Annotated in this window: 27 protein-coding genes; 20 read left to right on the top strand and 7 right to left on the bottom strand. The window is 37.5% G+C overall.

Annotation, left to right across the window (positions count from 1 at the left end):
* Positions 1 to 3: 3 nt before the first annotated feature.
* Together EGI31_RS02980 and EGI31_RS25190 are read right to left on the bottom strand one after the other, a co-directional pair.
* The gene (locus tag EGI31_RS02980; RefSeq protein WP_255035660.1) at positions 4 to 1128 is read right to left on the bottom strand and encodes a tetratricopeptide repeat protein; all 1125 of its coding nucleotides are present in this window, start codon (positions 1126 to 1128) and stop codon (positions 4 to 6) included.
* A gap of 61 nt (positions 1129 to 1189) precedes the next feature.
* Positions 1190 to 1828, bottom strand: a complete 639-nt coding sequence (locus EGI31_RS25190; protein WP_262925355.1) for a collagen-like triple helix repeat-containing protein — start codon at positions 1826 to 1828, stop codon at positions 1190 to 1192.
* 135 nt (positions 1829 to 1963) lie between these two features.
* Between EGI31_RS25190 and EGI31_RS02970 the strand changes: the two genes are divergently transcribed.
* From EGI31_RS02970 to EGI31_RS02945, 6 genes are all read left to right on the top strand, one after another.
* Positions 1964 to 2431, top strand: coding sequence for a pyrophosphohydrolase domain-containing protein (locus EGI31_RS02970; RefSeq protein WP_255035659.1), 468 nt, complete (start codon positions 1964 to 1966; stop codon positions 2429 to 2431).
* Positions 2431 to 3678: a peptidase T gene (pepT, locus tag EGI31_RS02965; RefSeq protein WP_374760674.1), complete on the top strand. Its 1248-nt coding sequence runs from the start codon at positions 2431 to 2433 to the stop codon at positions 3676 to 3678. The genes EGI31_RS02970 and pepT overlap by 1 nt, the downstream gene beginning before the upstream one ends.
* Positions 3675 to 4340 carry a YggS family pyridoxal phosphate-dependent enzyme gene (locus EGI31_RS02960; RefSeq protein ID WP_255035655.1) on the top strand — a complete coding sequence of 222 codons (666 nt, stop codon included), beginning with the start codon at positions 3675 to 3677 and terminating at the stop codon, positions 4338 to 4340. The genes pepT and EGI31_RS02960 overlap by 4 nt, the downstream gene beginning before the upstream one ends.
* A gap of 91 nt (positions 4341 to 4431) precedes the next feature.
* Entirely contained in the window at positions 4432 to 4803 is a 372-nt protein-coding gene (locus EGI31_RS02955) for a DUF423 domain-containing protein (protein ID WP_255035654.1), read from the top strand.
* A 34-nt stretch (positions 4804 to 4837) separates the two neighbouring features.
* On the top strand, positions 4838 to 5140 hold the full coding sequence (locus tag EGI31_RS02950) for a nucleotidyltransferase family protein (protein ID WP_255035653.1): 303 nt from the start codon (positions 4838 to 4840) through the stop codon (positions 5138 to 5140).
* Complete coding sequence (locus tag EGI31_RS02945) at positions 5130 to 5471, top strand: HepT-like ribonuclease domain-containing protein (RefSeq protein ID WP_255035652.1); 342 nt, start codon at positions 5130 to 5132, stop codon at positions 5469 to 5471. Before EGI31_RS02950 ends, EGI31_RS02945 begins: the two co-directional genes overlap by 11 nt.
* 2 nt (positions 5472 to 5473) lie before the next feature.
* Here the strand turns inward: EGI31_RS02945 and EGI31_RS02940 are convergent, their stop codons facing one another.
* Entirely contained in the window at positions 5474 to 7300 is a 1827-nt protein-coding gene (locus EGI31_RS02940) for an ABC transporter ATP-binding protein (protein ID WP_255035650.1), read from the bottom strand.
* Positions 7301 to 7420: 120 nt separating this feature from the next.
* Between EGI31_RS02940 and EGI31_RS02935 the strand changes: the two genes are divergently transcribed.
* The 8 genes from EGI31_RS02935 to EGI31_RS02900 all read left to right on the top strand — a co-directional run bounded on the left by EGI31_RS02935 (position 7421) and on the right by EGI31_RS02900 (position 15272).
* Positions 7421 to 8431, top strand: coding sequence for a hypothetical protein (locus EGI31_RS02935; protein WP_255035649.1), 1011 nt, complete (start codon positions 7421 to 7423; stop codon positions 8429 to 8431).
* Positions 8370 to 10748, top strand: a complete 2379-nt coding sequence (locus tag EGI31_RS02930; RefSeq protein ID WP_255035648.1) for a hypothetical protein — start codon at positions 8370 to 8372, stop codon at positions 10746 to 10748. Before EGI31_RS02935 ends, EGI31_RS02930 begins: the two co-directional genes overlap by 62 nt.
* Before the next feature lie 3 nt (positions 10749 to 10751).
* Complete coding sequence (locus tag EGI31_RS02925; protein ID WP_255035646.1) at positions 10752 to 11654, top strand: DMT family transporter; 903 nt, start codon at positions 10752 to 10754, stop codon at positions 11652 to 11654.
* A 178-nt stretch (positions 11655 to 11832) separates the two neighbouring features.
* Complete coding sequence (gene der, locus EGI31_RS02920) at positions 11833 to 13146, top strand: ribosome biogenesis GTPase Der (protein ID WP_255035645.1); 1314 nt, start codon at positions 11833 to 11835, stop codon at positions 13144 to 13146.
* Positions 13147 to 13268: 122 nt separating this feature from the next.
* Positions 13269 to 13496 (top strand): UPF0175 family protein, encoded by a 228-nt coding sequence (locus tag EGI31_RS02915; RefSeq protein ID WP_255035644.1) that lies wholly within the window; start codon positions 13269 to 13271, stop codon positions 13494 to 13496.
* The gene (locus tag EGI31_RS02910; RefSeq protein WP_255035643.1) at positions 13489 to 13947 is read left to right on the top strand and encodes a PIN domain-containing protein; all 459 of its coding nucleotides are present in this window, start codon (positions 13489 to 13491) and stop codon (positions 13945 to 13947) included. Before EGI31_RS02915 ends, EGI31_RS02910 begins: the two co-directional genes overlap by 8 nt.
* Positions 13948 to 13971: 24 nt before the next feature.
* Positions 13972 to 14811 (top strand): formyltetrahydrofolate deformylase, encoded by an 840-nt coding sequence (gene purU, locus EGI31_RS02905; protein WP_255035642.1) that lies wholly within the window; start codon positions 13972 to 13974, stop codon positions 14809 to 14811.
* 56 nt (positions 14812 to 14867) lie between these two features.
* Positions 14868 to 15272 (top strand): hypothetical protein, encoded by a 405-nt coding sequence (locus EGI31_RS02900; RefSeq protein WP_255035641.1) that lies wholly within the window; start codon positions 14868 to 14870, stop codon positions 15270 to 15272.
* A 2-nt stretch (positions 15273 to 15274) separates the two neighbouring features.
* Here EGI31_RS02900 and EGI31_RS02895 read toward each other — a convergent pair whose 3' ends face one another.
* Together EGI31_RS02895 and EGI31_RS02890 are read right to left on the bottom strand one after the other, a co-directional pair.
* On the bottom strand, positions 15275 to 15931 hold the full coding sequence (locus EGI31_RS02895) for a hypothetical protein (protein WP_255035640.1): 657 nt from the start codon (positions 15929 to 15931) through the stop codon (positions 15275 to 15277).
* Entirely contained in the window at positions 15924 to 16394 is a 471-nt protein-coding gene (locus tag EGI31_RS02890) for a hypothetical protein (protein ID WP_255035639.1), read from the bottom strand. Before EGI31_RS02890 ends, EGI31_RS02895 begins: the two co-directional genes overlap by 8 nt.
* Positions 16395 to 16513: 119 nt before the next feature.
* On the opposite strand from EGI31_RS02890, the gene EGI31_RS02885 reads away from it, so the two are divergent.
* The 4 genes from EGI31_RS02885 to EGI31_RS02870 all read left to right on the top strand — a co-directional run bounded on the left by EGI31_RS02885 (position 16514) and on the right by EGI31_RS02870 (position 19450).
* Complete coding sequence (locus EGI31_RS02885; protein WP_255035638.1) at positions 16514 to 17074, top strand: fasciclin domain-containing protein; 561 nt, start codon at positions 16514 to 16516, stop codon at positions 17072 to 17074.
* A gap of 178 nt (positions 17075 to 17252) precedes the next feature.
* Positions 17253 to 17786 (top strand): RNA polymerase sigma factor, encoded by a 534-nt coding sequence (locus tag EGI31_RS02880; RefSeq protein ID WP_255035637.1) that lies wholly within the window; start codon positions 17253 to 17255, stop codon positions 17784 to 17786.
* Positions 17783 to 18580, top strand: a complete 798-nt coding sequence (locus tag EGI31_RS02875; RefSeq protein ID WP_255035636.1) for an anti-sigma factor — start codon at positions 17783 to 17785, stop codon at positions 18578 to 18580. The genes EGI31_RS02880 and EGI31_RS02875 overlap by 4 nt, the downstream gene beginning before the upstream one ends.
* A 159-nt stretch (positions 18581 to 18739) precedes the next feature.
* Positions 18740 to 19450 (top strand): hypothetical protein, encoded by a 711-nt coding sequence (locus tag EGI31_RS02870; RefSeq protein WP_255035635.1) that lies wholly within the window; start codon positions 18740 to 18742, stop codon positions 19448 to 19450.
* 30 nt (positions 19451 to 19480) lie between these two features.
* Here EGI31_RS02870 and EGI31_RS02865 read toward each other — a convergent pair whose 3' ends face one another.
* Positions 19481 to 20479: a hypothetical protein gene (locus EGI31_RS02865; protein ID WP_255035634.1), complete on the bottom strand. Its 999-nt coding sequence runs from the start codon at positions 20477 to 20479 to the stop codon at positions 19481 to 19483.
* Between the two features lie 81 nt (positions 20480 to 20560).
* On the opposite strand from EGI31_RS02865, the gene EGI31_RS02860 reads away from it, so the two are divergent.
* A complete protein-coding gene (locus EGI31_RS02860; RefSeq protein WP_255035633.1) occupies positions 20561 to 21556 on the top strand; it encodes an alcohol dehydrogenase catalytic domain-containing protein in 996 nt (331 codons plus the stop codon).
* Between the two features lie 278 nt (positions 21557 to 21834).
* On the opposite strand, the gene EGI31_RS02855 is transcribed toward EGI31_RS02860, so the two are convergent.
* Complete coding sequence (locus EGI31_RS02855) at positions 21835 to 23214, bottom strand: prenyltransferase/squalene oxidase repeat-containing protein (protein WP_255035632.1); 1380 nt, start codon at positions 23212 to 23214, stop codon at positions 21835 to 21837.
* Between the two features lie 418 nt (positions 23215 to 23632).
* Between EGI31_RS02855 and pckA the strand changes: the two genes are divergently transcribed.
* Positions 23633 to 25222 (top strand): phosphoenolpyruvate carboxykinase (ATP), encoded by a 1590-nt coding sequence (gene pckA, locus EGI31_RS02850; protein ID WP_255035631.1) that lies wholly within the window; start codon positions 23633 to 23635, stop codon positions 25220 to 25222.
* The last annotated feature ends 356 nt before the right edge of the window (positions 25223 to 25578 follow it).

Here is a 25578-nt window from a genome sequence, read left to right as displayed (position 1 = left end):
AAATTAAGATATTTTTTTTAATTCTGTTTTAGCGGCATCCACAACCCATTGGTATTCTGCTATTTGGAGGCATTCTTTATACAAAGCCTTTGCTTTTCCTAGGTCTTTTTGTTTCACAAATATACGAGCCATTCCCAAATATGCCATTCCATGATATTCTTTGGTGTAGCGGTCATCGTGAGGTATTTTCAGTGCTTTTGCATAGTTTACTAAAGCCCCCTGTAGATTTTTGTCTGCGTGTTCTTCTTTATAAGCTTCAAAAACCAATGTTGACAACTGGCTCACTTTATCTTTTCTGGATTTTAATTGCTCAATAAGTTTTATGGCTTCTTCAAATTCATTGTTTAGCAATAAACTCTCCACGTGCTTTATCTTGAAAATATAGTTATTGGGGTATTTTGAATGTAGAATATTCGAATAGACCAGAGATTTTTTAAAGTTTGATTCGTACTTTATGTTGATGTTAACCAAATATAAGGCAGCTTCGGTTCTGCTGAAAATAGATTTTTTATAGGAGTTTTCGAGTTCCTGAAGGCCAAGTTTTTTATTGCCGTTTTCAAAAAACATTACCACTGGTTTCACCATCGGGTGAGATTCTGGATACTGCACTCTGTAAAAATTATATAATCCAGATGCAAACAAAAATTCGGGGTTCTCATTTTTATATTTTTTTCCTTCATTGAAAAAGGAATAAGCTTTTTTTGCCTCGCTGGCGGCATCGAAGTATTCCTTTTGGTAATTATTTGACAGTGCAATGAATCCATGAGCAGCCAAAAGGAAAAAAGTAGCCTCCTTTTTGTATTTAGGATTTTTGTAAATCACCTTGGCCGCTGAGATGCATTTGTTTAGTTCAGCTATATATTTTTTTAAGATTTCTGGATTTTTGTCTATTGGCACATATTGCCATTGTAGTTCTAAGGCATTAAGTAGAAACTTCACGGGGTGTTGTGGATAGGCCAATTTTACGTTGTTTAAGGCCTCTTTGGCTTGGTCAAACTGCTGATTATAAAGGAAGTCTAAGCCTTTAATAGTCTGTTCTTTGTTCTTTTCATCGTCTAAAAATTGAGCTTTACAAGGTAGTTGACAAACAATTAAAGCGATTAAAAACGATATTACTTTGGATTTCATAAAAATAAAAAAACCCTTTCGCTGGTTGCAGAGAAAGGGTTTTCATTAAGACCTTTTGATATTACAAGCTAGTACTCAAGAAATTCATGACTTCTTTGTAGTTTTTCATGTCAACACCGCTTTTCTCAAGAGAAGCACCAACAGTTTTAGAAGTTACAACAATGTCAAACGTTAAGTCACCGTTTGGTTTGTAAGAAGTTGATCCGTTTGTACCAAACAATTGAGACTGCATTCTGTAGAACAACTCTACTTGACCAGTTTTATAACCGTAGTCTAAACGCTCCACAGAGTTATCAAAATCCTTTGTATATAGAATTGGCAAAGCTTTCAAAGTTTCCCCATTTTTAACAAAAACCATAACGAATTTGTCTGTTGAAACCAAGGCATTTGTTATCGCTACACCACCCCATTTGCTAGATACACCATTGCCAACGCCAGTAACGTCAACTTCTTTCCAGTCTGTAGACTTTACAGTAGCTTGGAAGCTTTGAACGTTTGCATTGCCATTTGCTCCGGCTGGACCAGCAGGGCCAACAGCACCAGCAGGGCCTGTAGGGCCAGTAGGGCCAGCAACACCAGTAGGTCCAATAGGGCCGACAGGGCCAGTTTCTCCTTGTATACCTTGATCACCTTTGCAAGACCAAAATGAAACAGTTGTAGCTAGTGCAAAAATTGATAGTAGCTTTACTAATTTGTTCATAATTTTAAGAATTAAGATTTATTTGACTTCGAGATTTTTAGCAATATTATTCAAAATTGAACAACTTTGCAAGATAATTCAATTGAATATTTATTTTACGGTAATATTTTTTCAAATATCATAATTAAAAACAAAATGGACAAACTCGATTGTTTAAATCAAGTGGCTGATTTTCACAGAACTTTTCACCATCCGATAGAAAAAACACCTATTATTCCTGCTCAGAAGCGTTGTGAGCTAAGGGTTGAGCTTATTTCGGAGGAATTAAAAGAACTGGCGGAGGCTATAAAAAATAATGACATTGTGGAGGTTGCGGATGCCCTTTGTGATATCCAATATGTATTGTCCGGAGCGGTTTTAGAATTTGGTTTGGGAGATAAATTCAAGGAGCTATTTGATGAGGTGCAACTGTCAAATATGAGCAAAGCGTGTGCGAATGTAGCAGAGGCGGAGGCTACTGTGGAGCATTACACCAAAAAAGGTTTTGAATGCTATTATAAAAAAGACGGGGACAGATATTTGGTTTATAGGACAGCAGATAACAAAACGCTTAAGAATATTAACTATTCTCCCGCTGATTTGAAATCTATTCTTGAAAAATGATGATAAATCTAAAGGATGCACTTCTCGATAGGTTTCTGAGGTATGTTAAAATTGACACGCAGTCTGATCCAGAAAGTGAATGTAGCCCCTCAACTGAAAAACAAAAGAATTTGGGAAGAATTTTGGTGGAGGAGTTGGAGGCATTTGGGTTGCAAAATGCCGAAATGGATGATTTTGGGGTAGTTTATGCCACCCTAAGTCGTAATTCTACCAAGACAGATGTACCTAAAATTATGTTTTGTTCTCACATGGACACCTCGCCTGATTGTTCGGGTGAAAATGTGAAACCCATCATTCATGAAAATTATCAAGGGCAAGATTTGATTTTGCCAGATGATAACTCTCAGGTTATCAGAATGTCTGAACATCCCGACCTGAAACATCAGCTTGGAAATGACATCATCACAGCCTCAGGAACTACACTTTTGGGTGCAGATAATAAAGCTGGTTTGGCTGCAATTATGACCGCATTGGAATATTTAGCAAAGCATCCTGAAATTAAACATGGCGACATAAAAATTCTTTTCACACCAGATGAAGAAGTGGGTAGAGGGACTGAAAATGTGGATTTGAAGCGATTGGATGCAGATTTTGGTTACACGGTGGATGGAGAAACATTGGGTTCTATTGAAAATGAAACTTTTTCAGCAGATGGTGTGGAGATTAGGATTCATGGTGTGAGTGCTCATCCTGGTTTTGCCAAAGGAAAAATGCAAAATGCACTTAAAATTGGTGCTGAAATTATTGCAGCTTTGCCTAAAGAAATACTTTCGCCTGAAACGACAGAAAGCAAAGAAGGATTTATTCATCCCACTGATATTCAAGGAAATGTGGAGTTATGTAAACTGAGTTTTATCGTCAGAGACTTTGATGAATCAGGACTTTTGAAGAAAGAAAATCTGCTCAAAGAAATAGTTGAAGATGTGCTGAAAGAATACGATAACTCGAGCTTTGAGTTTATGGTGAAAGAACAATACCGGAACATGAAAGTCGTTCTGGACAATTATCCGCAGGTGACCGAAAATGCTATTCAAGCTATAAAAAGAGCGGGAATTGAACCCAAGTTGCAAAGCATACGAGGTGGAACAGACGGATCAAAGTTATCTTTTATGGGTTTACCTTGCCCGAATATTTTTGCAGGAGAACATGCTTTTCATTCAAAATTAGAGTGGGTTTCAGTACAAGATATGCTCAAAGCGGCTGAAGTTATTGTAAATTTGGCCATAATTTATGAGGAAAAGGCATGACGGAAGTTCAGGAAAATATAACAAATCTTAAAAAACAAATTCCGGCCGGGGTAAAACTGGTGGCTGTTTCGAAGTTTAAGCCAAAAGAATTGCTTTTGGAGGCCTATGAAATTGGCTTCAGAGCATTTGGAGAAAACTATGTGCAAGAGTTAGTTGACAAATGCGAAGCCTTGCCCAAAGATATTGAATGGCATTTTATAGGGCATTTACAAACCAATAAGGTCAAGTCTATTGCTCCTTTTGTGCATTTGATTCACTCCGTAGACAGTTTCAAGCTTTTGAAGGAGATAGATAAGCAAGCCGCGAGAAATGAGCGTGTTATTGAATGTTTGATACAAATTTACATAGCTAAAGAGGATTCAAAAACTGGCATGGATAAGGCTGAATACCTAGAAATGCTGGAGTCAGAGGAGTTTAAGTCGCTAAAAAACATCAAAGTAAAAGGTTTGATGGGTATGAGTACTTTTACCGACAATATGGATTTGATTCGAGAGGAATTTCGAAGCCTAAAAGAGCTTTTTGAACAAACTCGGAACATTCAAGCGGATAATTTTTCACTGGACGAAATTTCAATGGGAATGAGTGGTGACTGGCAGCTAGCGGTGGAAGAAGGCAGTACGATGATAAGGGTGGGCAGTTCTATTTTTGGCAGTCGAGGTTAATTAATGTGATAATTTGTTAATTATCAATATGTTAAATATATCTTTAGTTTCCGATTTTTGGATTTAATCAAAATATTAAAAAAATCAATTTATGAATAAGTTTTTTCTTCTTTCAGGTTCGGTTTTGGGTCTTTTGGGTGTGGCAATTGGTGCTTTTGGTGCTCATGCTTTGAAGGCAATGTTAGAGTCATCCGGCCGATCGGATACCTTCGAAACAGGGGTGCGTTATATGTTTTATCATGCCATAGCCTTGGTGTTGGTTGGGATTTTGAGCAAAGAGTTTCCTGGAAATACCATCAACTGGAGCGGAAATGCCTTCCTTTTGGGTACTTTGATTTTTTCAGGTAGTTTGTTTTTAATTTGTTTTACGGGCATTAATGTATTCGGAGCAGTAGCTCCAATAGGCGGTACTTTGCTTGTAATTGGCTGGGGCTTGCTATTTTGGAGTGTTTTGAAAGGTTGATAAGATATGTTATTTTTGTAAAAACAGTTTCAAAATGAGTGCATTAGATGAATATTCTCTTGATATACAGCAGCTTTGTGTCAATCACAAAGTCAAGACTCTCTATGCTTTTGGTTCTATTTTAACAGAGAATTTTAAAGATGCAAGTGATGTAGATTTAGTTGTTGATTTTGAAAATTTGAACTTCCAAGAGTATGCAGATAATTATTTTAATTTGAAGTTTTCTCTGCAAGATTTGTTTAATAGGCCAATCGATTTGTTGGAGGAAAAAGGAATAAAAAACCCTTTTTTTCGGAAAACCTTAGAAATTCAAAAAAAGCTAATTTATGCAAGATGACATAAAAACTTGGCTGTATGACATTTTGAATGCAATCATGGAGATTGATGGTTTCATGATTGATATAGAATCTAATTTTGACTTTTACCTCAAGGACGTCAGAACAAAAAGAGCCACAGAAAGAAATATTGAGATCATAGGGGAGGCAATGAATAGGATTTTAAAGGCAAATGATGAAATAGAAATATCTTATTCTAGAAATATAGTTGATGCTCGAAATCGCATAATTCATGGTTACGATTCAGTTTCAGATGTTCTGATTTGGAGTATTGTTACTAAATATTTGCCTATTTTAAAAATAGATGTGGAGAAACTTGTTGGAGAAAACTAATCTCACAACCCCTGCATAGTCACCAATTTTCGATAATATCCGTTTTCTTCATCGAAAAGACTTTGATGCGTGCCTTGCTCCACCACTTCACCGTTTTGAATAACATAGATTTTGTCCGCATTTTGAATGGTACTGAGCCTGTGAGCTATCACTAACGAAGTTCTGTTTTTCATCAAATTCGCCAAGGCATCTTGTACCAGTTTTTCGGATTCTGTATCGAGGGCTGAGGTAGCTTCATCTAGGATTAGTATGGGCGGATTTTGCAAAATGGCTCGGGCTATCGAAAGACGTTGTTTTTGCCCGCCCGAAAGTTTTGTACCTCGGTCGCCGATATTGGTTTCGTATCCTTCGGGTTGATTCATGATAAATTCGTGTGCGTTTGCAATTTTAGCGGCGTTCTGAATTTCTTCCAAACCCGCATTTCTTCCAAAGGCTATGTTATTTAAAATGGAATCATTGTAAAGCATTGGTTCTTGGGTAACCACTCCAATATGTTCTCTTAGACTTTTCTGGCTTATATTTTTGATATTTTGGGTGTCTAACAAAATCTCGCCTTTTTGCACGTCATAAAACCTTATCAACAAGTCGGCTATGGTAGATTTACCTCCTCCTGAAGCCCCAACTAAGGCCACAGTTTGCCCTTTCTTTATTTCTAGACTGATATTTTTCAGTATTTCTTTGTCTTCAATATAAGAAAATCCAACATTTTTGAATTCTATTTTGGAGTTAAAACTCTCTAAAACCGTAGCATCTTTATCATCCACAATATCCGCCTTTTGGTTAATCAATTCCATTACTCTTTGGCCGGATGCTAAACCCCTTTGAGCGGTGCTGATGGCTTGAGATATTTCTTTGGCTGGTCTGATGACTTGAGAAAATATGGCGATATAAGATATAAATGTTGAGGCAGTAAGAGACCCAGTTCCTTCTAAAATCAGGCTGCCACCAAAATAAAGTAAGGAGGCCACCATGCTTATGCCGATGAATTCTGAAAATGGATTGGCCATTTCTCTTTTTGAGGCATAGGCAAACATCGACTTTCGGTAAGCTGTGTTTTGTTCAAAAAACCTTTTGGAAATAAAGGCTTCGGCCAGAAATGCCTTCACTACACGCATACTGCCGAAAGCTTCGTCCATTATACTGATGAGGTTGCTCAGCCGTTGTTGACTGTCGCCAGCATTGTGTCGCATTCTTTTCAGTACAATTCCAAGAAAGGCCCCAGTAACAGGAATTACAATCAATGAAAACAGTGTGAGTTTCCATGAAATATAAAAAAGAGCCACCAAGTAAGCCGCCAAAAGTATGAATTCTTTGATGGCCGCTGAGAAGGAATTGGCTATCGAATTTTCAACTTCCTGTACATCTGTTGTAATTCTAGAGATGAGTTCGCCTTTTTTTTCATTTGAATAGAAACTCAAATGCAACTGTAAAGTATGCTCAAAAACCGCCTGACGAAGGTTGGCCACCATGTTGGTTTTGAATCTCTCCAATAATCTCAAACTAAAATATCTTGAAACATTGGCCACAAAACTGACGCCTAAAATGGTAAAACAGACAAATTTTAACCCACCGAGTTTGCCATCTGAAAGTATAGCTTCAGTAAAATATTTCTGATACCAGTCTAATATTTGATAGGTTTCTGGTTTTTTGTTGGCCATTTCAACAATCACACTATCAGCTACTTGTCCAAAAAGTACATCAAGCAAAGGCTTTAGTAAAACCAAGTTTAATACGCCAAAAACTCCAGCGATAAGAGAAGTAAATACAAAAGGAACTACAAAGTTTTGAAGGTTACCTGCGTATTTTAATATTTTGAAATATATATTCATTGTTGGCAAAATTAGAAAAGGAATTTTGGATAAACCTTATTTTTTTGATTTAGGTTTGTGGTGAACACAGAATTTAAGGCTTTTGTGCATTGACCTGAATTTTGATAGAACACGGATTTTATGAATTTGACAAGGATTTATTTCTTATTTTTAGTCTTATTTTTAGGTGGTTGCAAATCTGAAAATAGGCCTAAAGATTTAGGCCGAGCAGTGTATTTTTGGAAGACTAATTTTGAGTTAAGTAAAAAAGAAAAGGCGTTTTTGGAAGAGAATAAAATCGAAAAGATTTATTTGAGATTTTTTGATGTGGATATGCTTCAAAATGAGGCTATTCCGAAAGGAATTGTTTCTATCAGAACTAAGGTAAATCAAGAAATTGTACCCACTGTCTTTATAACCAACCGCGTTTTTGAAAGGTTGAAGTTTGAGCAAATCGAGGATTTATCGGCCAATGTATTGGGCCAAATCAATAAAATATCAAATGCACATAAAGAAATTCAGTTCGATTGCGACTGGACCCTAAGCACAAAAAGCAAGTATTTTTTCTTTTTGGAGAAAATAAATGAGAAGTCGCCAAAAGATATGAAGTACTCAGCCACCATTCGTTTGCACCAAATTAAATTTTATAAAAAAACGGGTATTCCACCTGTTGATGAAGGTGTTTTGATGCTTTATAATACAGGAGATTGGCGAAAGTTGACCTTGGAAAATTCGCTTTTTGATGCCCAAACAACTATGAATTATTTGGACAATCTCTCTGAATATCCGTTAAATTTGAATTTTGCTTTTACGTTTTTTCAACAAGTTTTGGCTTATAGAAATGGGATTTTCTATACTTTTATAAAAAATTGTACGCTTAGTGAAATTGAAGCCAATGCGGCCTTTGAAAAAACAAAAACAGAAAATCAATTTTTGTGTAAAAAGGACGTTCAGTTCAAGAATATTTCGTTTCGAGAAAACGATATTTTGAAATTTGAGAACTCAGAATTTGAAAAAGTAAACAAGACCAAAAATAGAATTTTACAAAAAACAAAAGCCTTAAAAACTACCATAATTCTTTATCATTTAGATGAAAAAAGCCTTTCAAACTACAATCAAGAACAAATTCAGGAGTTTTTCTCCCAAAACTAAAACTTTCATAAAGTTGTGTGCGGTTATGGCCATATTGGCGTGTGGCCCAAGTCCTATGGACTATGCGGAGTACTTTTCGTTGTTTTACCCCGAAAACGCCAATACGCCAGCGGCTACCAAGCCCTATTATTTTTCGACGAATTTCCTGAACGAAGAGCCGTATTTTTATGAAGAAACTCCGTCTCCAAAAGCCGAAACAGTAGAGGAAACGGAAAATATAAATGCATGGGAGGCTTATTTAAAGTCTAAGGTTTCTAGAGATGTGATAAAGTCTTCCTTGTACGGCGAGTCCAAATTGAGTTTGTTGGCTTCAAAAGTTTCGGCTTTTGACAAAGCAGCGAGTCTTTATCTAGTTTTTGCTCAAGAGGCTGAGTCCGCCACTCCGCACAAAGTAAACTATTGGGAGGAGAGTCCTGCAGTCGATTCGCTCAAAATTGTGGATTTGATAGATAAGGCTCAAGAAGGATTTCAAAATGCCACAAATGATTTTCTTAAGGAAAGATATCTTTTTCAGAAAATTAAGCTAAGTGGCGAAATCGGTAGGTACGATAACCTTATTGACGATTTTGCGGCAAATTCTCGTGCCATAAAACGAAAGTCGTTCATTTCTGATTGGTCCAAAAGTAGGGTAGCGGGAGCTACTATGGCTCTTGGAGATACCGCCAATGCAGTATTAATGTTTGCTCAGATTTTTAATGATTGTCCATCTAGACGATTTGCAGCAGATTTAAGTGTCAGAAGAATCAGTCCTAAGTTTTTTGCAGAAGCACTTGAACTCGCTACAAAAAGTGACGAAAAAGCCAATGTCTTGGCTTTGCAAGGAATCCAGCCACTTCAGGACGGACTTGATATTTTGGAGAAAATGTATGATTTGAACCCTAAACACCCACTATTGGAGTTGGTTTTTGCAAGGGAAATTAACAAGAACGAAATGGCATTTTTTGCTGACAAAAACAGCACAGTTTACGGTAATTTCGATAATTATTACGACGATAATTATAAAATTGACCAAGCCAAAGTAGATGCTCAACACAAAAAAGGAGAGACATATTTAGAAAAATTATTGAGTTTTTCTGAAAAATTGAATTCTGACGGAAAAGTGGAAAATCCTCAGTTTTGGAACTTATCGACTGCCTATTTCCTATACCTCAAAAACGATACAAAAGCTGCATTGGAATTATTAAATGGCATAAAAGTAGATGGAAATGTCAAACTGAAAAAACAAGTAGAATTTCTGACTTTCGAGATGATGGATAAAACACCATCAGATGAGACAGAACAAAAAATGTTAAATACGGTGGCCACTTTTACTGACATCAAAGAATATCGGGACAACAATTTGCTTCTGAAAATGAGCGAAACATTGGCCAATTATTACGCCAATAAGAAGGAAGAAAAGAAAAGTGGGTGGTTTTGGTCATGTTCCGACAATTCGGATGGTGGGCAAGGAAATTTTGTAAAGGCATTTCTGGCCCACAGTATCGCGGCGGGTTCTGATTATGGCAGAGGCTACCAAATAGGTACTAGTCACAATGCTTTGATAGACACTTGTTCGTCAGATTTCTTACATAAACTAATAGCTTTTACTCAAAGGAAAGACTTGAATATCAATGATAAAAAGCTCGTTGAATTGTCGAATTTAAAGGCCGATTACATGAATCTAGCCCTGGCAAGAAGACAAGTTTCTGAGTCAAAATTTGCTGAAGCATCAGAAACTTTTAAACTTGTTTCGGCTTTGACCCTTACAAATAATGGTTTTGCCGAAAATTTTGAGAGTGAAGCCAAAGACATCAATTTGGGTAAATCTGGAGCGAAGGATTCGCCTGCAAATTTTGTAAGTAAATTAGCCGTTTTACAGTCCAAGACGAACGAAAAAAATGCTTCAGCCGAAGACTGGTATGCCTACGGTAAAGGGCTTTATAATTTAAGTTATTACGGACAAGCTTGGATATTGACTCAGAGAGGCAAAAGTACAGCAGACCTTGAGTACAATGATGAATTAAAATCAGATTATTATCTTACCGAAAATGCCAGAAAAGCGTTCGAAAAGGCACTGTCACTTAATCCCGATCAAGAGTTGGCGGCTAAAATATGCTATGCTGGTGCACTTTGCGAGCGTAATCAGTATTTGGTGAAATATTATTCTGAGAGACCAGATGATTATGCTCAGGAAGAAGCATATACCGCAAAAATGCGGAAAAACGAATTGTCGAAATATAGGACTTTCTTCACCAAATTATGGAAGAACTATCAAAATACCCAATACCAAAAGATGGTATTGAAGGAATGTGAAACTTACGCTAATTTTGTAAAATAGGCTATGCTATACTTAGCTCTAAGTATTTTATTTTCAGTTCTTTTGCTGGTAAATTTCCGGATTTTCCCAAAGTTCAACATCAGCACTTTTCAGGCTATAGCATTCAATTATCCTGTTTGTTTTCTTACCGGAATGCTGCTTATGCCCGAAGGTCAACGTTTTCAATTGGATCTTTCGCAGAATTGGACCTTGTACAGCCTTGCTTTGGGAGTTGGGTTTATTATTACCTTCATTTTAAGTGGTTTGGCTACGCAAAAAATAGGGATGACCATCACTTCTATGGCCAATAATGTGTCTTTGGTTATTCCAGTATTGTTCAGTTTATTGGTTTTTGGTAGCGGAGGTAAAACTTTTGACTGGATAAACTATCTCGGTCTTGTGCTCGCTGTGGTTTCGGTTGCTATTGCTACTTTTAAGTCGGGGTCTGATACAAGTACTAAAGCAAACTTTTGGCTTCAGGGAGGTTTGGCATTAGCGGTTTTTTTGATGTACGGCATAACAAATACGGCTATTAATTACCTAAATATCACTTACATTGCAGATGCCTCTAAAGTTGTTCCTGTTACCCTAGTGATGGTTTTGGGAGCGGCTGTTTCGGGTCTTATTCTGTTGATATTCAAAATCTTAAATGGGTCTGAAAAGATTGAAGTAAAGAATATTGTGGCGGCTTTAACACTAGGTGTACCTAATTTTCTGTCTTTTTACTTTTTGATTCTAACTTTAGGATATTTTGGGAATAGCGGAGCCTTTGTTTATCCTATCTATAACATGGGTGTTATTTTGGTCTCTGCATTTGTGGCCATTTTGTTTTTCAAAGAAAAAGTATCTATTCTGAATAAACTGGGGCTTTTCTTGGCCGTTATTGCCATTTTGATGATTTCTTGGCAGGAGGTTTTTGGAACATGAAGCAGTATAAACAGTTGACAACTTTTTAAAAGTTGTCAACTGTAAGTCAATTGTATTTTTGAGTCTACTTTACTGGTTTTTCTTTCCAATTTCCTTATTTTTTCCTATCTTTGCATCCTTTTTGATTTTTCGAAAGGGTTGATAATAAAATATTTATATAAAAAGAGGGATAAGTGATATGTCGAATATAGTAGCTATAGTAGGTAGACCAAACGTAGGTAAATCTACATTATTTAACAGACTGATTGAGGACCGTGTGGCTATTACAGATAACCAATCTGGCGTAACGCGTGATAGGCACTACGGAAATGCATTTTGGTTACAAAAGAATTTTACGGTTATAGATACGGGTGGTTATGTGGTTGGTTCGGACGATACTTTTGAGGAAGCCATCAGAAGCCAGGTGGAATTGGCATTGGACGAAGCCACCGTCATTCTTTTTGTGGTTGATACCAAGCAAGGTTTGACAGAGTTGGACGAAGAATTTGCCAACGTTTTGCGTAGATCTAAAAAGCCAATTTTTGTGGTTGCCAACAAAGCAGAGACTTTTGAAAGAGCCAATTTGGTTGCCTCAGAGTTTTATGGAATGGGTTTGGCGAGTGAAGTTTACCCTATTTCAGCGGCTGATGGCTCAGGAACTGGCGAATTGCTGGATGAAGTTGTGAAACACCTCGAGTTTGACCAAGTGGAGAATCCAAATGAGGGAATTCCGAGAATTTCAATTTTAGGTCGTCCGAATGTTGGTAAATCGTCGTTTCTGAATGCTTTGTTAGGCAAGGAAAGAAGCATAGTAACAGACATTGCAGGTACAACAAGAGACGCCATAGATACACATTACAAAATGTTCGGCAAAGATTTTATCTTGACGGACACCGCTGGTATCAGAAAAAAAGCCAAGGTAAATGAGGATATAGAGTTTTATTCGGTTTTGAGATCTATCAAGGCTCTTGATAATTCTGACGTATGTATAGTCCTTTTGGATGCAACTCTAGGACTTGAATCTCAAGATGTGAGCATTATCGCTCAGGCTCACAATGCCAAAAAAGGCATTGTAATCATGGTAAACAAATGGGACGCTTTGGAGAAAGACTCTAAAACGGCTGATACTATGAAAAAGGAGATTTTGGAAAGATTGGCTCCAATGAATTACATGCCTATCATTTTTGCTTCGGCATTGGAGAAGCAACGTATTTTCCAAGTTATAGAAAAGGCAATGGAAGTTTATGAAGTTAGAAAATCACAGATTTCTACTTCTAAATTGAACGATATTCTACTGCCGATTATTGAAAACTACCCACCGCCATCTATGAAAGGCAAAATGGTTAGAATCAAATATATCGTTCAGGTCCCTACGCCATCGCCAACTTTTGTGTTCTTCTGTAATTTGCCTCAATATGTGATGGAGTCTTACCAAAGATTTTTGCAGAACAAAATCAGAGAGCACTTTGGGTTTGAAGGTGTGGTGATTACGACGTTTTTCCGAAAAAAATAGTGAATGGGGCATCGCCCCATTCACTATTAAGACCGATTTGTGTTTATAAGGAGACAGTTTTAAGAACGAAGTATTATTTTTCTTTTAGAAAAAATGTATATTTGTTAAAAGAAGCACTAAAAATGAAGACAATACATTTGCAAGTTCCAGATGATTTAGATTTGAAAGAGTATGATTTTTCGATGATAATAGCATCCAAATTATTTGAAGAAGGTAAACTTTCGTTAGGACAAGCTGCCGAAATGGTGGGTTTGTCGAAAGGAGCTTTTTTAGAAATTATTGGCAAATATGGTGTTTCTGTTTTCAGTAGTTCCTTGACAGACTTGTATTCAGATATTTCAAATGCCTAATATTGTAATTTCGGATACAAGTTGCTTGATATTGTTTCATAAAATAGACCACCTAGAAATTCTGCTCAGGGTTTATCAAAATGTTATTACCACTCCTCAAATAGCTTCTGAATTTAACGAAACTTTGCCTTCTTGGATTAAAATCGTTTCTGTAAAAGACCAAAAGTATTTGGATTTTTTATCAACCCAGGTTGATTTAGGAGAGGCAAGTGCCATAGCTTTAGCCAAAGAATTGGACAATCCATTAGTGATATTGGATGAATTAAAAGGTAGAAAATTGGCAAAACAATTGGGTTTGAAAATTACTGGTTCGCTTGGGATTATTCATAAAGCCAAAGAATTGGGAGTAATTGAAGCCATCAAACCAATACTTGATAAAATTACAGAAACAAATTTCAGAATTTCTGATAAGATTTTGGCAGAACTCCTTTTACTCAATAACGAAAGTTAATACTATAATATTCAAGAAATCAAAATGGCAAAACACACCCTACTTATGGAAGGTCCGGATGCAAAGGGGCTTATATTTCATGTGACGAGTGTTCTTTTTAATAACGAATGCAATATTCTCAGGCAAGACGAATACGTAAGTCCGAATGGTTGGTTTTTTATGCGTACAGAGTTTGTGAGTGCCGATGATTTTGACACCCAGAAAGTATTGGTGGATTTGCGGGTAAAAGTGCCAAGTGAGGAAATACAGTTCAGGCTAAATACACAAAAGAAAAAGGATATCGTGTTGCTTTGTACTAAAGAACACCACTGTTTATCTGAAATTTTGATTCGCTATGCTTTTGAAGAATTGAATGCCAATGTGTTAGCCGTGGTGAGCAACTACAACACTTTACAGCCGTTTGTAAGTAAATTTGGCATTCCTTTTCATTATGTTTCGGCTGAAGATAAAACCCGTGAGGAACACGAAGTCGCCGTTTTGAAGACTTTGGACATTTATAACCCAGAGCTCTTGGTTTTGGCCAAATATATGCGGATTCTATCGCCAGATTTTGTTTCGAAATACTCCAATAAGATAGTCAACATACATCATTCATTTCTTCCGGCATTTATTGGAGCTAACCCATACAAACAAGCCTATGAACGTGGGGTAAAAGTTATAGGTGCCACTGCACACTTTGTAAATAATCACCTAGACGAAGGTCCAATTATTGCCCAAGACACCCGTGAAGTAGATCACCGTTACTCAGCAGCAGACATGGCCCGTGATGGCCGAGATGTGGAAAAAATGGTGCTGATAAAAGCCCTTAAACTAGTTTTGGATGATAGGGTATTTATTTTTGGGAATCGGACGGTGATTCTTTAAACTCTTTGGCAAAATATTTGCTGAATGTATTTCGAATAATTAACACTCAATTCGAAATGAAAATTAAATCTACCATCTTCTTACTTCTTTTCTCAACGGTATTCGCATTTGGTCAATTTGAATACGTAGATACTTTAAGCGTTTTTAGAGGTGAAAACATGTACGTAAAGGGCATGTTGGATGCCGAAAAAAATTACAAGGGATATCGAAAGTCCGAATTGGGAACTTTCGGAGTAAGTTTATTATCACCTTTAATTGGCTTAATTCCTGCTGTGGCATGTACATTCAATCCACCAAAAGAGAAAAACTTAAATTATCCTGAACCTAAATTGGCCAAAAATATTGAATATAGAATGGGTTACATTGATAAAGCATCTAAAATTAAACGCAAAAAAGTTTGGGGCTCTTGGCTCGGAGCACTGGCAACTTCAGTTGCCTTTGCAATAGTTTCAAGTAGATAATTTTAAATGAAAACTCCTAATCTCATGACTAGTACAGAACCATTCAAATTAAAGGATTGAGGATTTATGTATCCAAAATTTTGACCACCTAAACTATACATAATTGATACAAAGCTTCCTTTTTGTTGCCAAGACCTATTCTGATAAAATCCAGCACCAATTAGAGGTAACCCTCCCCATTTCTTACCAGTTGGGGCAAGATAACCAGGGTCATTAGCTTTTGGGTCGATTGGATAAAAGTTTATTTTATCAGAATTCATTATTTCATACTCCGCCTGAGCAAAAATTGATTTCCAAATACCTTGTCTCAAAAATAATCTACCACCATAGCTTAGGGACCCATTTCGACTACCGCTTACAGAATTTCTTGGTTGTCCGAAGTATATTAAGGAACCCCCTAGACCCACAACTGTGTTCTTTTCCGAAACATCAAAACCAATCATTGGTGAGGCATCAACATAAAAAGATCCGTATGAACCAAGCCAAAAATTGCCTCCCCAATGCATTCTTTGTTTCCAAGCGGGTTTAGGTTCTTCAAAAAGAACAGGTTTTTCTTCTTGCTCTTCTTTAGGTTCCTCTTCTTCAATTGGCTCAGCAGGTGGTATAATTTGTGCCGACAGATTAAGGCTCAAAAACAATAACAACAGGATTCTATACATACATTTGGTTATATTCTTCTTCAAAAGTAGGCAGTATTATGTTTTCTATCATCTGATTTTCTAACATTTTAGCCCATTCTTTCATGTAAACGACTACATCGTCTTTATGATTGTGACTCAAAGTGTATTTTTTGTCACCCAAACGTTCCAAAATTTTCGGATCAGAGAGTTTTTCTAGGTGTTTTAGGTCGTCTGTAGTAAATCCGAAGGTCAACAACTCAAAAATTATCAAATCTATAGGCATTTCTGTTTGTCCGCAATAGTGATTCACCTGCTCGTTCCAGTCGCCGTGCCCTTGCATAGCGTAGGCGTGTATTTCGGCTTTGGTTCTTTTGGTTACCACCTGAGCCAAGTTTCCACAGTTGCACGAGCCCATATGTCCCCACATGTATGGAGAGCCGTTTTCTATGCTGTCTGCTGTTTTTTTCAATGCTTCTATTACTTCAATACTTGCCTTTGCCATGATTATGAATGTTTTATTTCATTTAAAAACCAACAATAATAAAAAAAGTTTTGGGTATTTCAATCCAAAAACAAAAGGAAGGCGTAATTAAATCAAACAAATTTAAAAAAGAACAAACAATGAAAAGATTACTTAAAACATTAGGATTAGCAATTGGATTTGCACTTGTAGGATCGTCAACTTTTGCACAAAGTGGAACTGTTACTGTAGGCGGGGAAGCCATGTATCCAAAGAAAAACATCGTTGAAAACGCTGTAAATTCTAAAGATCACACCACGCTTGTAGCAGCCGTAAAAGCAGCAGGCTTGGTAGATGCCTTAATGGGAGCCGGTCCGTTTACAGTATTTGCACCAGTAAATTCGGCTTTTGATAAATTGCCAGCTGGTACAGTAGAAACTTTGCTAAAGCCTGAAAACAAAGGTACGTTGGCAAAGGTTTTAACCTACCACGTAGTTGCAGGTAAGTTTGACGCCAAAGAGTTGATGAAATTGATCGAAAAAGGTAAAGGTTCGGCAAAACTAAAAACACTTTCTGGCGGTACATTGGTTGCCAAAATGAACGGTGATATGAACATTTCTATTACCGACGAAAAAGGTGGAGTAGCTAACATAGCTATCTATAATGTGTATCAGTCAAACGGCGTGATACATACCTTAGATACTGTGTTGTTGCCGATGTAATATTTCACATTTTGCACAAATTATTGAAAAACAAAAACCAAATTCCCAAAAGTCCCTCTCGTGTGGAGAGGGATTTAGGGTGAGGTATAAAAGCCTTTGATATCAAAGTATTCCTCCAATATGTATTTTGATATTGATTTTTGAATTATTTTTAAAAAACCTCTAAACAAATTTTATTTTGACAACGCAAATCTCAGAAGAAGAATTGGTGAGGTCGCTCAAACAAAATAGCCAGAAGGCCTTTGAATATTTGTATGATAATTACTCAGGAAGTTTAATGGGTGTTATTGTAAAAATTATCAAAGACACAGAAAAGTCAGAAGACATCCTGCAAGATGCATTCTTGAAAATTTGGCGGAAAATTGGCGACTACGACCCATCAAAAGGCCGACTGTTTACCTGGATGGTAAACATAGCCCGCAACACAGCCATTGATCAGTTCCGGAAGGACAAAAACATTTGGCTTGAAGACATTGACGAATCTATCGGAGCGGTGGACAGAAAGGCGAGTTTTCAGCCCGAAATGTCACTTTTCGATATAAAAGGACTTACAGATAAACTAAAGACAGACAGGAAAGTGTTGATAGATATGGTTTATTTTCAAGGTTATACGCAAGAAGAGGCGGCGGATATTTTACAAATACCGCTCGGAACGGCCAAATCAAGGATAAGGACAGCTCTTCAGGACCTAAAAACGATTTTTAAGATATGAATACCAGCGAATATATAGCATCCGGTATATTGGAAGCATACGTGCTTGGCTCGGTTACACCCCAAGAGAAACAAGAAGTGGAGTGTTTATCGAAAATATACCCAGAGATAAAAACAGAACTAACGGCGATAGAGGAAACGATGGAAACTTATGCCAAAATGCACGAGGTAAAGCCATCTGCTCAGCTTAAATCCAAGATTTTTGCTCAAATGAACTTCGACGAAGAAGTTGAGGAAAGCGGTAGTACTTTGGAAAGTAACAAAGAAGAAGTAATAGAAAGAGAGGTGAGGGTGATACCAATGTGGTCAAAAGTAGCAGTAGCCGCTTCGGTTGTTTTCGGGTTGTTGTTTGGCTGGACTTACCAAAACTCTCAGAAAATGTCCAATGAATTGGCCGAAACAAAGGCTAAAATGAGTGAAGAGGCGTCTAAGCAAGCTATGACGGAAAGCGTTTTGGCTCTCTATAAAGATAACAATAGCGTACCGATGGAGCTAAAAGGTGTTGAAAAATCGCCGGATAGCAAAGTAATGGTATTCTGGAATAAGGAAGCCGAAGAGATGAAACTCATGGTAGAAAATTTACCTGCAGCACCTAAGGGTAAACAATACCAACTCTGGGGTATAGTAGACGGTAAGCCAGTAGACATGGGTATGATTGACCTCAGTTTTGAGAATAAAATATTGGCTATGAAAGTGCCAAAAGGCAATATAGCGGCGTTTGCGATAACGCTCGAAAAACAAGGGGGAAGTCCTACGCCTACATTAGAGGAAATGTATGTGATAGGAAACGTTTAGAGGTAAAGTGAGATAGCCCTTAACACCATTGTCGGCGGACAGTGGTGTTTTCTGCGTTTATATTTTACCTTTTAACGTTCCATTAACGTAGTTTAAATAATAATTTTTGCTTGACTCAGAAAATTATCATTCATTTGCCAAAAATTAAACTCTTTAGAAATGAAAAAATTAGTATTGCCTTTACTCTTGATTTTTGCTTTAGCTACTAAAGCTCAAGAAACTACACCAAAGATGGTTATTGAGAAATATATCGAAACCATTGGCGGAAAGGCAGCAATAGATGGCATTCAGGACTTTTCAATGGACTTGACGGCTGAAGTTCAAGGACAAGCCATGAGCATGGTGGTTAGAAAAAAAATGCCTAACAAGTTTTTGACCATAGTAAAAATTGACGGTATGGGCGAGGTGAACAATACAGTATTTGACGGAGTGAAAGGCAAAATGACTCAAATGGGTCAAGAACAGGTGATTGAAGGAGATGCTGCCAAAGGCTTAGATGCCCAGTCGAACATCATTGGAGAGGTGGTTTATTTGACAGATTTGGGAAAATTAACTTATCTGGGTAAAGAAACGCTAGACGGTGTTGAATGCCATAAACTGAAAGTATTGAATGCCGCTGGCGAGGCTGAGGAGTTTTATGAAGTAGCTTCTGGCCTTAAAAAACGTCAAATAAATGAAGTAGAATCGCCAATGGGTAAGATGAAAATAACAATAGACTACGCTGATTATAAGCAAGTAGGAAGTGTTAAATTCCCTCATTCGCTAAAACAAGATATGGGAATGATCGCATTTGAACTTAAGGCGACTCAAATAAAAGTAAATTCTGGTTTAGAGGATTCTTTGTTTGAAGTAAAAGACGGCGTAAAGTAAAAGGTCAATTTAGAGAATACTTGAAAGCAGTCACTTGTGGCTGCTTTTTTTTATCCATTGCAACCAGAACAATCCAACCTTATCCCAATTATAAATACTATAGTTTATGTTTCTTAATTTATCTACTGGGAAAAAATTGTGTTCAGTATTTATGTAGCCGTTAAAGGTGAAATTGTTTTTTTTAGCTCGTATTGACTCTAGTTCCAATAAATTTATAAATGGAGCACTCCAATCTAAGCTACCAAAAGTAACTAAAACTGGTATTTTTAATTTTAGAAGGTTTGTGATAATGTTTTTGGAAAAACTATATGTCGTTTTGTTGGAATCACCGAAGGTGTTATCTAAATTTTGAGAGTCGCCGCAAACCATTTTCCAGTATTCCATTTCGTTTTTTACAAGACTTAAAGTATCAGAATCTTTTTGGTTTTCTTCTTGAATAATTGAAAGAATTCTTCCAGCTGGATTTCCACCTGAGTAGATTAAATGTGTAATTTTCTTAAAACTAAAAGACATGTTTGCCGCAATCGTACTGCCTTCAGAATGCCCAGCCACGACTAATGTTTTGCTGTCAACCCACTTTTCCTTTCTCAGGCTTTTTAAAATATGTATATTTCTTGAAACGTAATATTCCAAATAATTTCTATCAGAATAGGCTTTTAAAGGGGTTCCTGTTGAGTCTAAAACCTGAAAATTATTTTTAAGGTTGTTTACATTTTCAATAATTGGTGTGGAAGGTTTAGATACAATGACAATGTGAAAATGATTCGTCAAGGAGTCTGTATTAAATGGTAAAATGCCGTACATTCCATCACCATCATATTTGATTAAAGGTTGGGGGCCACTACCTTGACAGAAGAAAAAAAGTGGCTTTTGTACAAATTCCTCACCCTTTTTGGATAAAACCAAGTAACTTATTTTATCTTTTTTAAAATTGGTTTCAATGACTTTTAATCCAAAATCCTCAGGAGTTTTAGGTTGAGCTATCAATTTGGTATAAAAGAGTAAGAATAAAACAAAGAATCGAATCATATTTTTTATTAGTAAATTAAGCTACTTTTACCCATTCAGTTGTTTAGAACTATTTGATTTAAGAATTATTAACGAATTTTTATGAAAGCCATTCTACTAAAAGGCCCCAACGATTGGGAGCTAGCCGAAATTCCAAAACCAGTTCCTGCCAAAGGTCAAGTATTGGTTAAAATGGCCTTTGCACCTATCAATCCCTCTGATTTAGCCTTTTTGACGGGCAATTATGGTCTAAAAAAGGCGTTTCCTGTGGTGCCAGGTTTAGAAGGAAGTGGAGTAGTGGTGGAGTCGGGTGGAGGTTTTATGGCCAACAGATTGTTGAATAAAAATGTGGCTTGCACCGCTCCTAATACGGGCAATGGCACATGGGCCGAATATATGCTCACCGATGCCAACAAATGCATGGATTTGAGCAAAAATGTAAGTCTAGAGCAAGGTTCCATGTTGTTTGTAAATCCATTAACGGCCCTTTCTTTTGCCAAAAAAGCAAAGAAAATGAGTGCTGACCTTATCGTGTTTTCTGCTGCCGGAAGTGCATTGGGGCAGATGGTTACCCACTTTGCAAACGAAATAAATATCCCAGTTTTTGGAGTGATACGAAAAGAAAACCTGAAAGATGAGACCTTGAAAAAGGGATTTACAAAGGTCTTTTGTACAGAAAATTCAGAATATCTGAAGGAATTAAACTCAGCTGCAAAATCATACAAAAAAGTAATATTTTTTGACTCTGTTGGTGGAGGATCTATACCGTATCAAATATTAAATGCCTTGCCTGACAATACCAGAATGGTGATTTATGGCAGATTGGATCAAAACCCCAGTGATTTTTCGCCACAGAATATCCTATTTAAACAAAACACAGTTGAAGGCTACTGGCTAAGCAAAGAAGCACAGAAGAAGTCCATTGTGGAAGTAATATTAGATGTCAGGAAAATCCAAAAGATGCTTTCAAATGGCTTCGAAACTCAGATACAGAAAAAAGTAAAATTGTCAGAATTGCAAACTGGCTTAGAAACTTATGTAAAAGGTATGTCTGCGGGGAAGGTTTTGATTGATTGTCACTTTGATTCTGCTCCGTGATTCGAATTGTTTCCTTGAGCTTGTCGAAGTGTCTCCCTGAGCTTGTCGAATGGGTGTTCAGTGCTTGAATAGATTTTGATAACCAATAACAAGCGTGGCTTCGACAAGCTCAGCCTGACAGCAGAGTTAACTGAGCGAAGCTAAAGTGTGGCCCCTGAACTCGTCGAAATGAGCCGAAGTGTGGTCACTGAGCTGTGGTCATTGAGCTCGTCGAAATGAGCCGAAGTGTGGTCACTGAGCGGTGGTCATTGAGCTCGTCGAAATGAGCCGAAGTGCGGTCACTGAGCGGAGTCGAAGTGAGCCCACTTATTCATGGCCAAAACCATTAAGGCCGTAGTGTAAGCCTCTGATTTGAAATGTAATACATTTCTAACCACTGTTCCTCCTGAAAAGAAAACGCCACCATTCCATGAGCCGTCTTCATTTTGATGTTTTAACAAAAAGCTCATCGTTAGGTTAATTCGGTCTTTTGGTACATCATAGCCAAGTTCTTTGAGGTTGAGCAGGCTTGTAAGGCCATAAACGGTCGACTGCAGGATGTCCTTTTTATTAACTTTTCTGCGGCTTTCAAAATGCCCATCTTGAAATTGCGTGTCTAACAAATGCGACAAAATAGTTTGACCGTTCGCCGAAATTTTATCCTTTCCGGCAAGCATACTACGGCTGACAGCATAATGAAAATGATATTTGTTGGGGTAATACATACCCGCTCGGCTCCAGCGACCACGATTTATTTGGTAATTGATCAATCGTTCGGCACCTTTTCGGCCTTTGGAGTTCTCTAATTGTTGGGTTGACCCTAAATACGTTAGAATATTTGCATTGACTACTGCGTCGATATCATTTGCTCCCCAAGGTATATAAGGCTTAAATGGCCTCGGATTAGCACAGCTTGAGGGTAGATAGAAGACCAAATTGTGCATGGCCGCTTTGAAAAAACTCCAACGTTTAAATTCCCGTTCTTTTCCTTGCCAGGTCAGAAAAGCATTGGTTTCTCTTGGTATTTTCACCAAATAATTGTGCCAATGGTAGGCTTTTCTGTTGGTGTCTAGATATTTATCAAAAGTGGCATAGCCAACATTTTGAAATTGTTTTTCACCAAATATTCTGGAATAATAGAAGAGCGATAGGTTGCCCATGGAGGTGTCGTCGTTATCAAAAGCCACATTGGCGGCGTTGTTGATAAACCTCGTTTTGAGTTTATAGTGCGTTGGCCTTCGCACCAAAAGGCCTTCAGGATTATCTGTTTTTCTGGACAAATCTCTGTTTGGAGGAAGTAATTTCCAGAAATTAAAAAGCGAATCTTTTCTATAGCTAAGTAGCTCAGGATAAGCATTTTTTAGCATGTTTTTGATAGCCGATTGTGTGGTGTCTTGTAGATAAGCTTCAGCCAAGGCGTTGAAAACGCCAGTCATATTGAAGCAGTTGGAATCTCTATATTTTTCGGATTTCCCGAGCAGCACAAAGGCGTTGGTCATGTGCATATAGGCGGGCCATTCTCCTGCAAAAGTCTTATTTTCGGTAGTCGTTTTTATTTGGGAATTTTCAAGATATGTAAGGGCCTTTTGTTTATGTGTTTCTATTTTTTCCAAAGAAATTTCCTGTCCCAAAATATTTGAACTTATTAAAACCAAAAGAACAATTCCGAACCTTATCATAATCTAACAAAGTATTCAGTCATCTTGCATTCATTAACGATTCTTGGCATTTTATTAGGTTTTGGGGTTTTTATTTCCGTCGAATAGTAGTTTTTTCTAATCTTCGTTACTCTCGCCAGAAGTAGCTTATTATTGAAAACAAAATTAAGAAGTTTAAACGGATTTTGGCCGCTTTGGATTTCAAATTCTAATTCTGAATACAGATTAAATGAACATCCAAATCTTATGAATTTTATCATATATTTCGCTCTGTTCTAAAGACCGATATGTTTTAAAATCTAGAATTTTACTATTCATATACAATTTAAAATTCTCAAAATCAATCCAATAATGGAAATTTTATCTTTTTTTGTAAACAATGTAGTTTGTCATAGTATATTATTGCTTTTAGAAATAGATTTGTAAAAAAAGTATTCTCATGTTAGAAACATTTAATTTGTTGGAGTACGGTATTAACCCGAAAGAAGTTATCAGAAATGCAGCACCTGCAAAATTGTATGCCCTAGCTATAAAATACGAGCCAGAGGCTGAGATTACGAGCTCGGGAGCCTTGTCTTTGAAGTCGGGTTCTAAAACAGGTCGTAGCCCCAAAGACAAGCGTATCATAGAACGCCCAGAGAGCGTAAAAGATATTTGGTGGGGCAATGTGAACATTAAAATGGACGAGCACACCTTTGATATCAACCGTCAACGGGCCATCGATTATTTCAATACCCGAACAAGAATCTACGTGGTAGATGGTTTTGCAGGTTGGGATCCAAAATATCAGATAAAAGTTAGAGTTATTTGTACACGGCCTTATCACGCACTTTTTATGCATAATATGCTCATTAGGCCTACTCAAGAGCAATTAGCCAACTTTGGTAAGCCCGACTACGTGATATATAATGGCGGAGAATTTCCGGCCAATACCTTTACCTCGCACATGAATTCCCGCACGAGCGTGGATTTGTGTTTCGAGAGAAAAGAATTCGTGATATTAGGCACCGAATACGCTGGAGAAATGAAAAAAGGCGTCTTTACAGTCATGAATTATATTATGCCCAAAAAGGGTATCATGAGCATGCACTGCTCGGCAAACATGGGCAGTGAAAATGCAGATGTTTCGCTTTTCTTTGGCCTTAGCGGTACGGGCAAAACCACACTTTCGGCTGATCCTGACCGAAAATTGATTGGCGATGACGAACATTGTTGGTCTGACGACGGCGTGTTTAACATCGAAGGCGGTTGCTATGCCAAAGCCATTGACCTTTCAGCCGAAAAAGAGCCAGAGATTTTTAATGCCATCAAGTTTGGGACAGTTTTAGAAAATGTGGTACTCAACCCCGTGACCTCCGAAGTGGATTATACCGACGCCAGCATTACCGAAAATACACGTGCGGCTTATCCGATTGAATACATTCCGAATGCCCAGATTCCTTGCATTGGTGGCCATCCGAATCATATAATTTTCTTGACAGCAGATGCTTATGGTGTGTTGCCTCCTGTGGCGAAGCTGAGCCCTGAGCAGAGTATGTATCATTTTATAAGTGGTTATACGGCCAAAGTGGCGGGTACCGAAATGGGCGTAACCGAGCCTCAAGCCACGTTTTCGGCATGTTTTGGTGCGGCATTTATGGTGTGGCATCCAAGCAAATATGCTGAACTTTTGGCCGAAAAAATCAAAAAGCACGATACCAAAGTTTGGTTGGTAAATACGGGTTGGATTGGCGGTGCTTATGGAGTAGGTAGCCGTATAAAACTAAAATATACACGTGCTATCATCCATGCCATACATACGGGAGCATTGGAAAATGTAAAAACCACAAAAGACGAAAGATTCGGATTTGAAATACCAACTTCTTGTCCCGAAGTGCCTTCTGAGCTGCTGATTCCATCAAATACTTGGGCGGATAAAGCTGCTTATGAGGCCCAAGCCAAGCACTTGGCAGGCTTATTTGTAGAAAACTTCAAGAAATTCGAAGAAGGAAGTTCGGTGGCGATTATTGCTGCGGGGCCGAAAGTTTGAGATTCATATCGCACAGAAATCACTGAATTTCACGGAAAACTTTTACGGAGTAATAATTCTGTGTGATTCTGTGATTTCCGAGCGAGAAATGACGAATGAGGGATTTCTTTCACTATAAAAAATACTACGTTAAATGTCCGCACAGAAATCATTGAATTTCACGGAAAACTTTTACGGAGTAATAATTCTGTGTGATTCTGTGATTTCCGAGCGAGAAATGACGAATGAGGGATTTCTTTCACTATAAAAAATACTACGTTAAATGTCCGCACAGAAATCATTGAATTTCACGGAAAACTTTTACGGAGTAATAATTCTGTGTGATTCTGTGATTTCCGAGCGAGAAATGACGAATG

The organism is Lacihabitans soyangensis, from assembly GCF_024343775.1.
Lineage (GTDB): Bacteria > Bacteroidota > Bacteroidia > Cytophagales > Spirosomataceae > Leadbetterella > Leadbetterella soyangensis.
This window is presented reverse-complemented; position numbering and strand designations above follow the sequence as displayed.

Bases quoted from the DNA above. Each gene is read 5' to 3' on its own strand.
- EGI31_RS02980 (WP_255035660.1), bottom strand. From the start codon at position 1,128: ATGAAATCCAAAGTAATATCGTTTTTAATCGCTTTAATTGTTTGTCAA.
- EGI31_RS25190 (WP_262925355.1), bottom strand. From the start codon at position 1,828: ATGAACAAATTAGTAAAGCTACTATCAATTTTTGCACTAGCTACAACT.
- EGI31_RS02970 (WP_255035659.1), top strand. From the start codon at position 1,964: ATGGACAAACTCGATTGTTTAAATCAAGTGGCTGATTTTCACAGAACT.
- pepT (WP_374760674.1), top strand. From the start codon at position 2,431: ATGATAAATCTAAAGGATGCACTTCTCGATAGGTTTCTGAGGTATGTT.
- EGI31_RS02960 (WP_255035655.1), top strand. From the start codon at position 3,675: ATGACGGAAGTTCAGGAAAATATAACAAATCTTAAAAAACAAATTCCG.
- EGI31_RS02955 (WP_255035654.1), top strand. From the start codon at position 4,432: ATGAATAAGTTTTTTCTTCTTTCAGGTTCGGTTTTGGGTCTTTTGGGT.
- EGI31_RS02950 (WP_255035653.1), top strand. From the start codon at position 4,838: ATGAGTGCATTAGATGAATATTCTCTTGATATACAGCAGCTTTGTGTC.
- EGI31_RS02945 (WP_255035652.1), top strand. From the start codon at position 5,130: ATGCAAGATGACATAAAAACTTGGCTGTATGACATTTTGAATGCAATC.
- EGI31_RS02940 (WP_255035650.1), bottom strand. From the start codon at position 7,300: ATGAATATATATTTCAAAATATTAAAATACGCAGGTAACCTTCAAAAC.
- EGI31_RS02935 (WP_255035649.1), top strand. From the start codon at position 7,421: ATGAATTTGACAAGGATTTATTTCTTATTTTTAGTCTTATTTTTAGGT.
- EGI31_RS02930 (WP_255035648.1), top strand. From the start codon at position 8,370: ATGAAAAAAGCCTTTCAAACTACAATCAAGAACAAATTCAGGAGTTTT.
- EGI31_RS02925 (WP_255035646.1), top strand. From the start codon at position 10,752: ATGCTATACTTAGCTCTAAGTATTTTATTTTCAGTTCTTTTGCTGGTA.
- der (WP_255035645.1), top strand. From the start codon at position 11,833: ATGTCGAATATAGTAGCTATAGTAGGTAGACCAAACGTAGGTAAATCT.
- EGI31_RS02915 (WP_255035644.1), top strand. From the start codon at position 13,269: ATGAAGACAATACATTTGCAAGTTCCAGATGATTTAGATTTGAAAGAG.
- EGI31_RS02910 (WP_255035643.1), top strand. From the start codon at position 13,489: ATGCCTAATATTGTAATTTCGGATACAAGTTGCTTGATATTGTTTCAT.
- purU (WP_255035642.1), top strand. From the start codon at position 13,972: ATGGCAAAACACACCCTACTTATGGAAGGTCCGGATGCAAAGGGGCTT.
- EGI31_RS02900 (WP_255035641.1), top strand. From the start codon at position 14,868: ATGAAAATTAAATCTACCATCTTCTTACTTCTTTTCTCAACGGTATTC.
- EGI31_RS02895 (WP_255035640.1), bottom strand. From the start codon at position 15,931: ATGTATAGAATCCTGTTGTTATTGTTTTTGAGCCTTAATCTGTCGGCA.
- EGI31_RS02890 (WP_255035639.1), bottom strand. From the start codon at position 16,394: ATGGCAAAGGCAAGTATTGAAGTAATAGAAGCATTGAAAAAAACAGCA.
- EGI31_RS02885 (WP_255035638.1), top strand. From the start codon at position 16,514: ATGAAAAGATTACTTAAAACATTAGGATTAGCAATTGGATTTGCACTT.
- EGI31_RS02875 (WP_255035636.1), top strand. From the start codon at position 17,783: ATGAATACCAGCGAATATATAGCATCCGGTATATTGGAAGCATACGTG.
- EGI31_RS02870 (WP_255035635.1), top strand. From the start codon at position 18,740: ATGAAAAAATTAGTATTGCCTTTACTCTTGATTTTTGCTTTAGCTACT.
- EGI31_RS02865 (WP_255035634.1), bottom strand. From the start codon at position 20,479: ATGATTCGATTCTTTGTTTTATTCTTACTCTTTTATACCAAATTGATA.
- EGI31_RS02860 (WP_255035633.1), top strand. From the start codon at position 20,561: ATGAAAGCCATTCTACTAAAAGGCCCCAACGATTGGGAGCTAGCCGAA.
- EGI31_RS02855 (WP_255035632.1), bottom strand. From the start codon at position 23,214: ATGATAAGGTTCGGAATTGTTCTTTTGGTTTTAATAAGTTCAAATATT.
- pckA (WP_255035631.1), top strand. From the start codon at position 23,633: ATGTTAGAAACATTTAATTTGTTGGAGTACGGTATTAACCCGAAAGAA.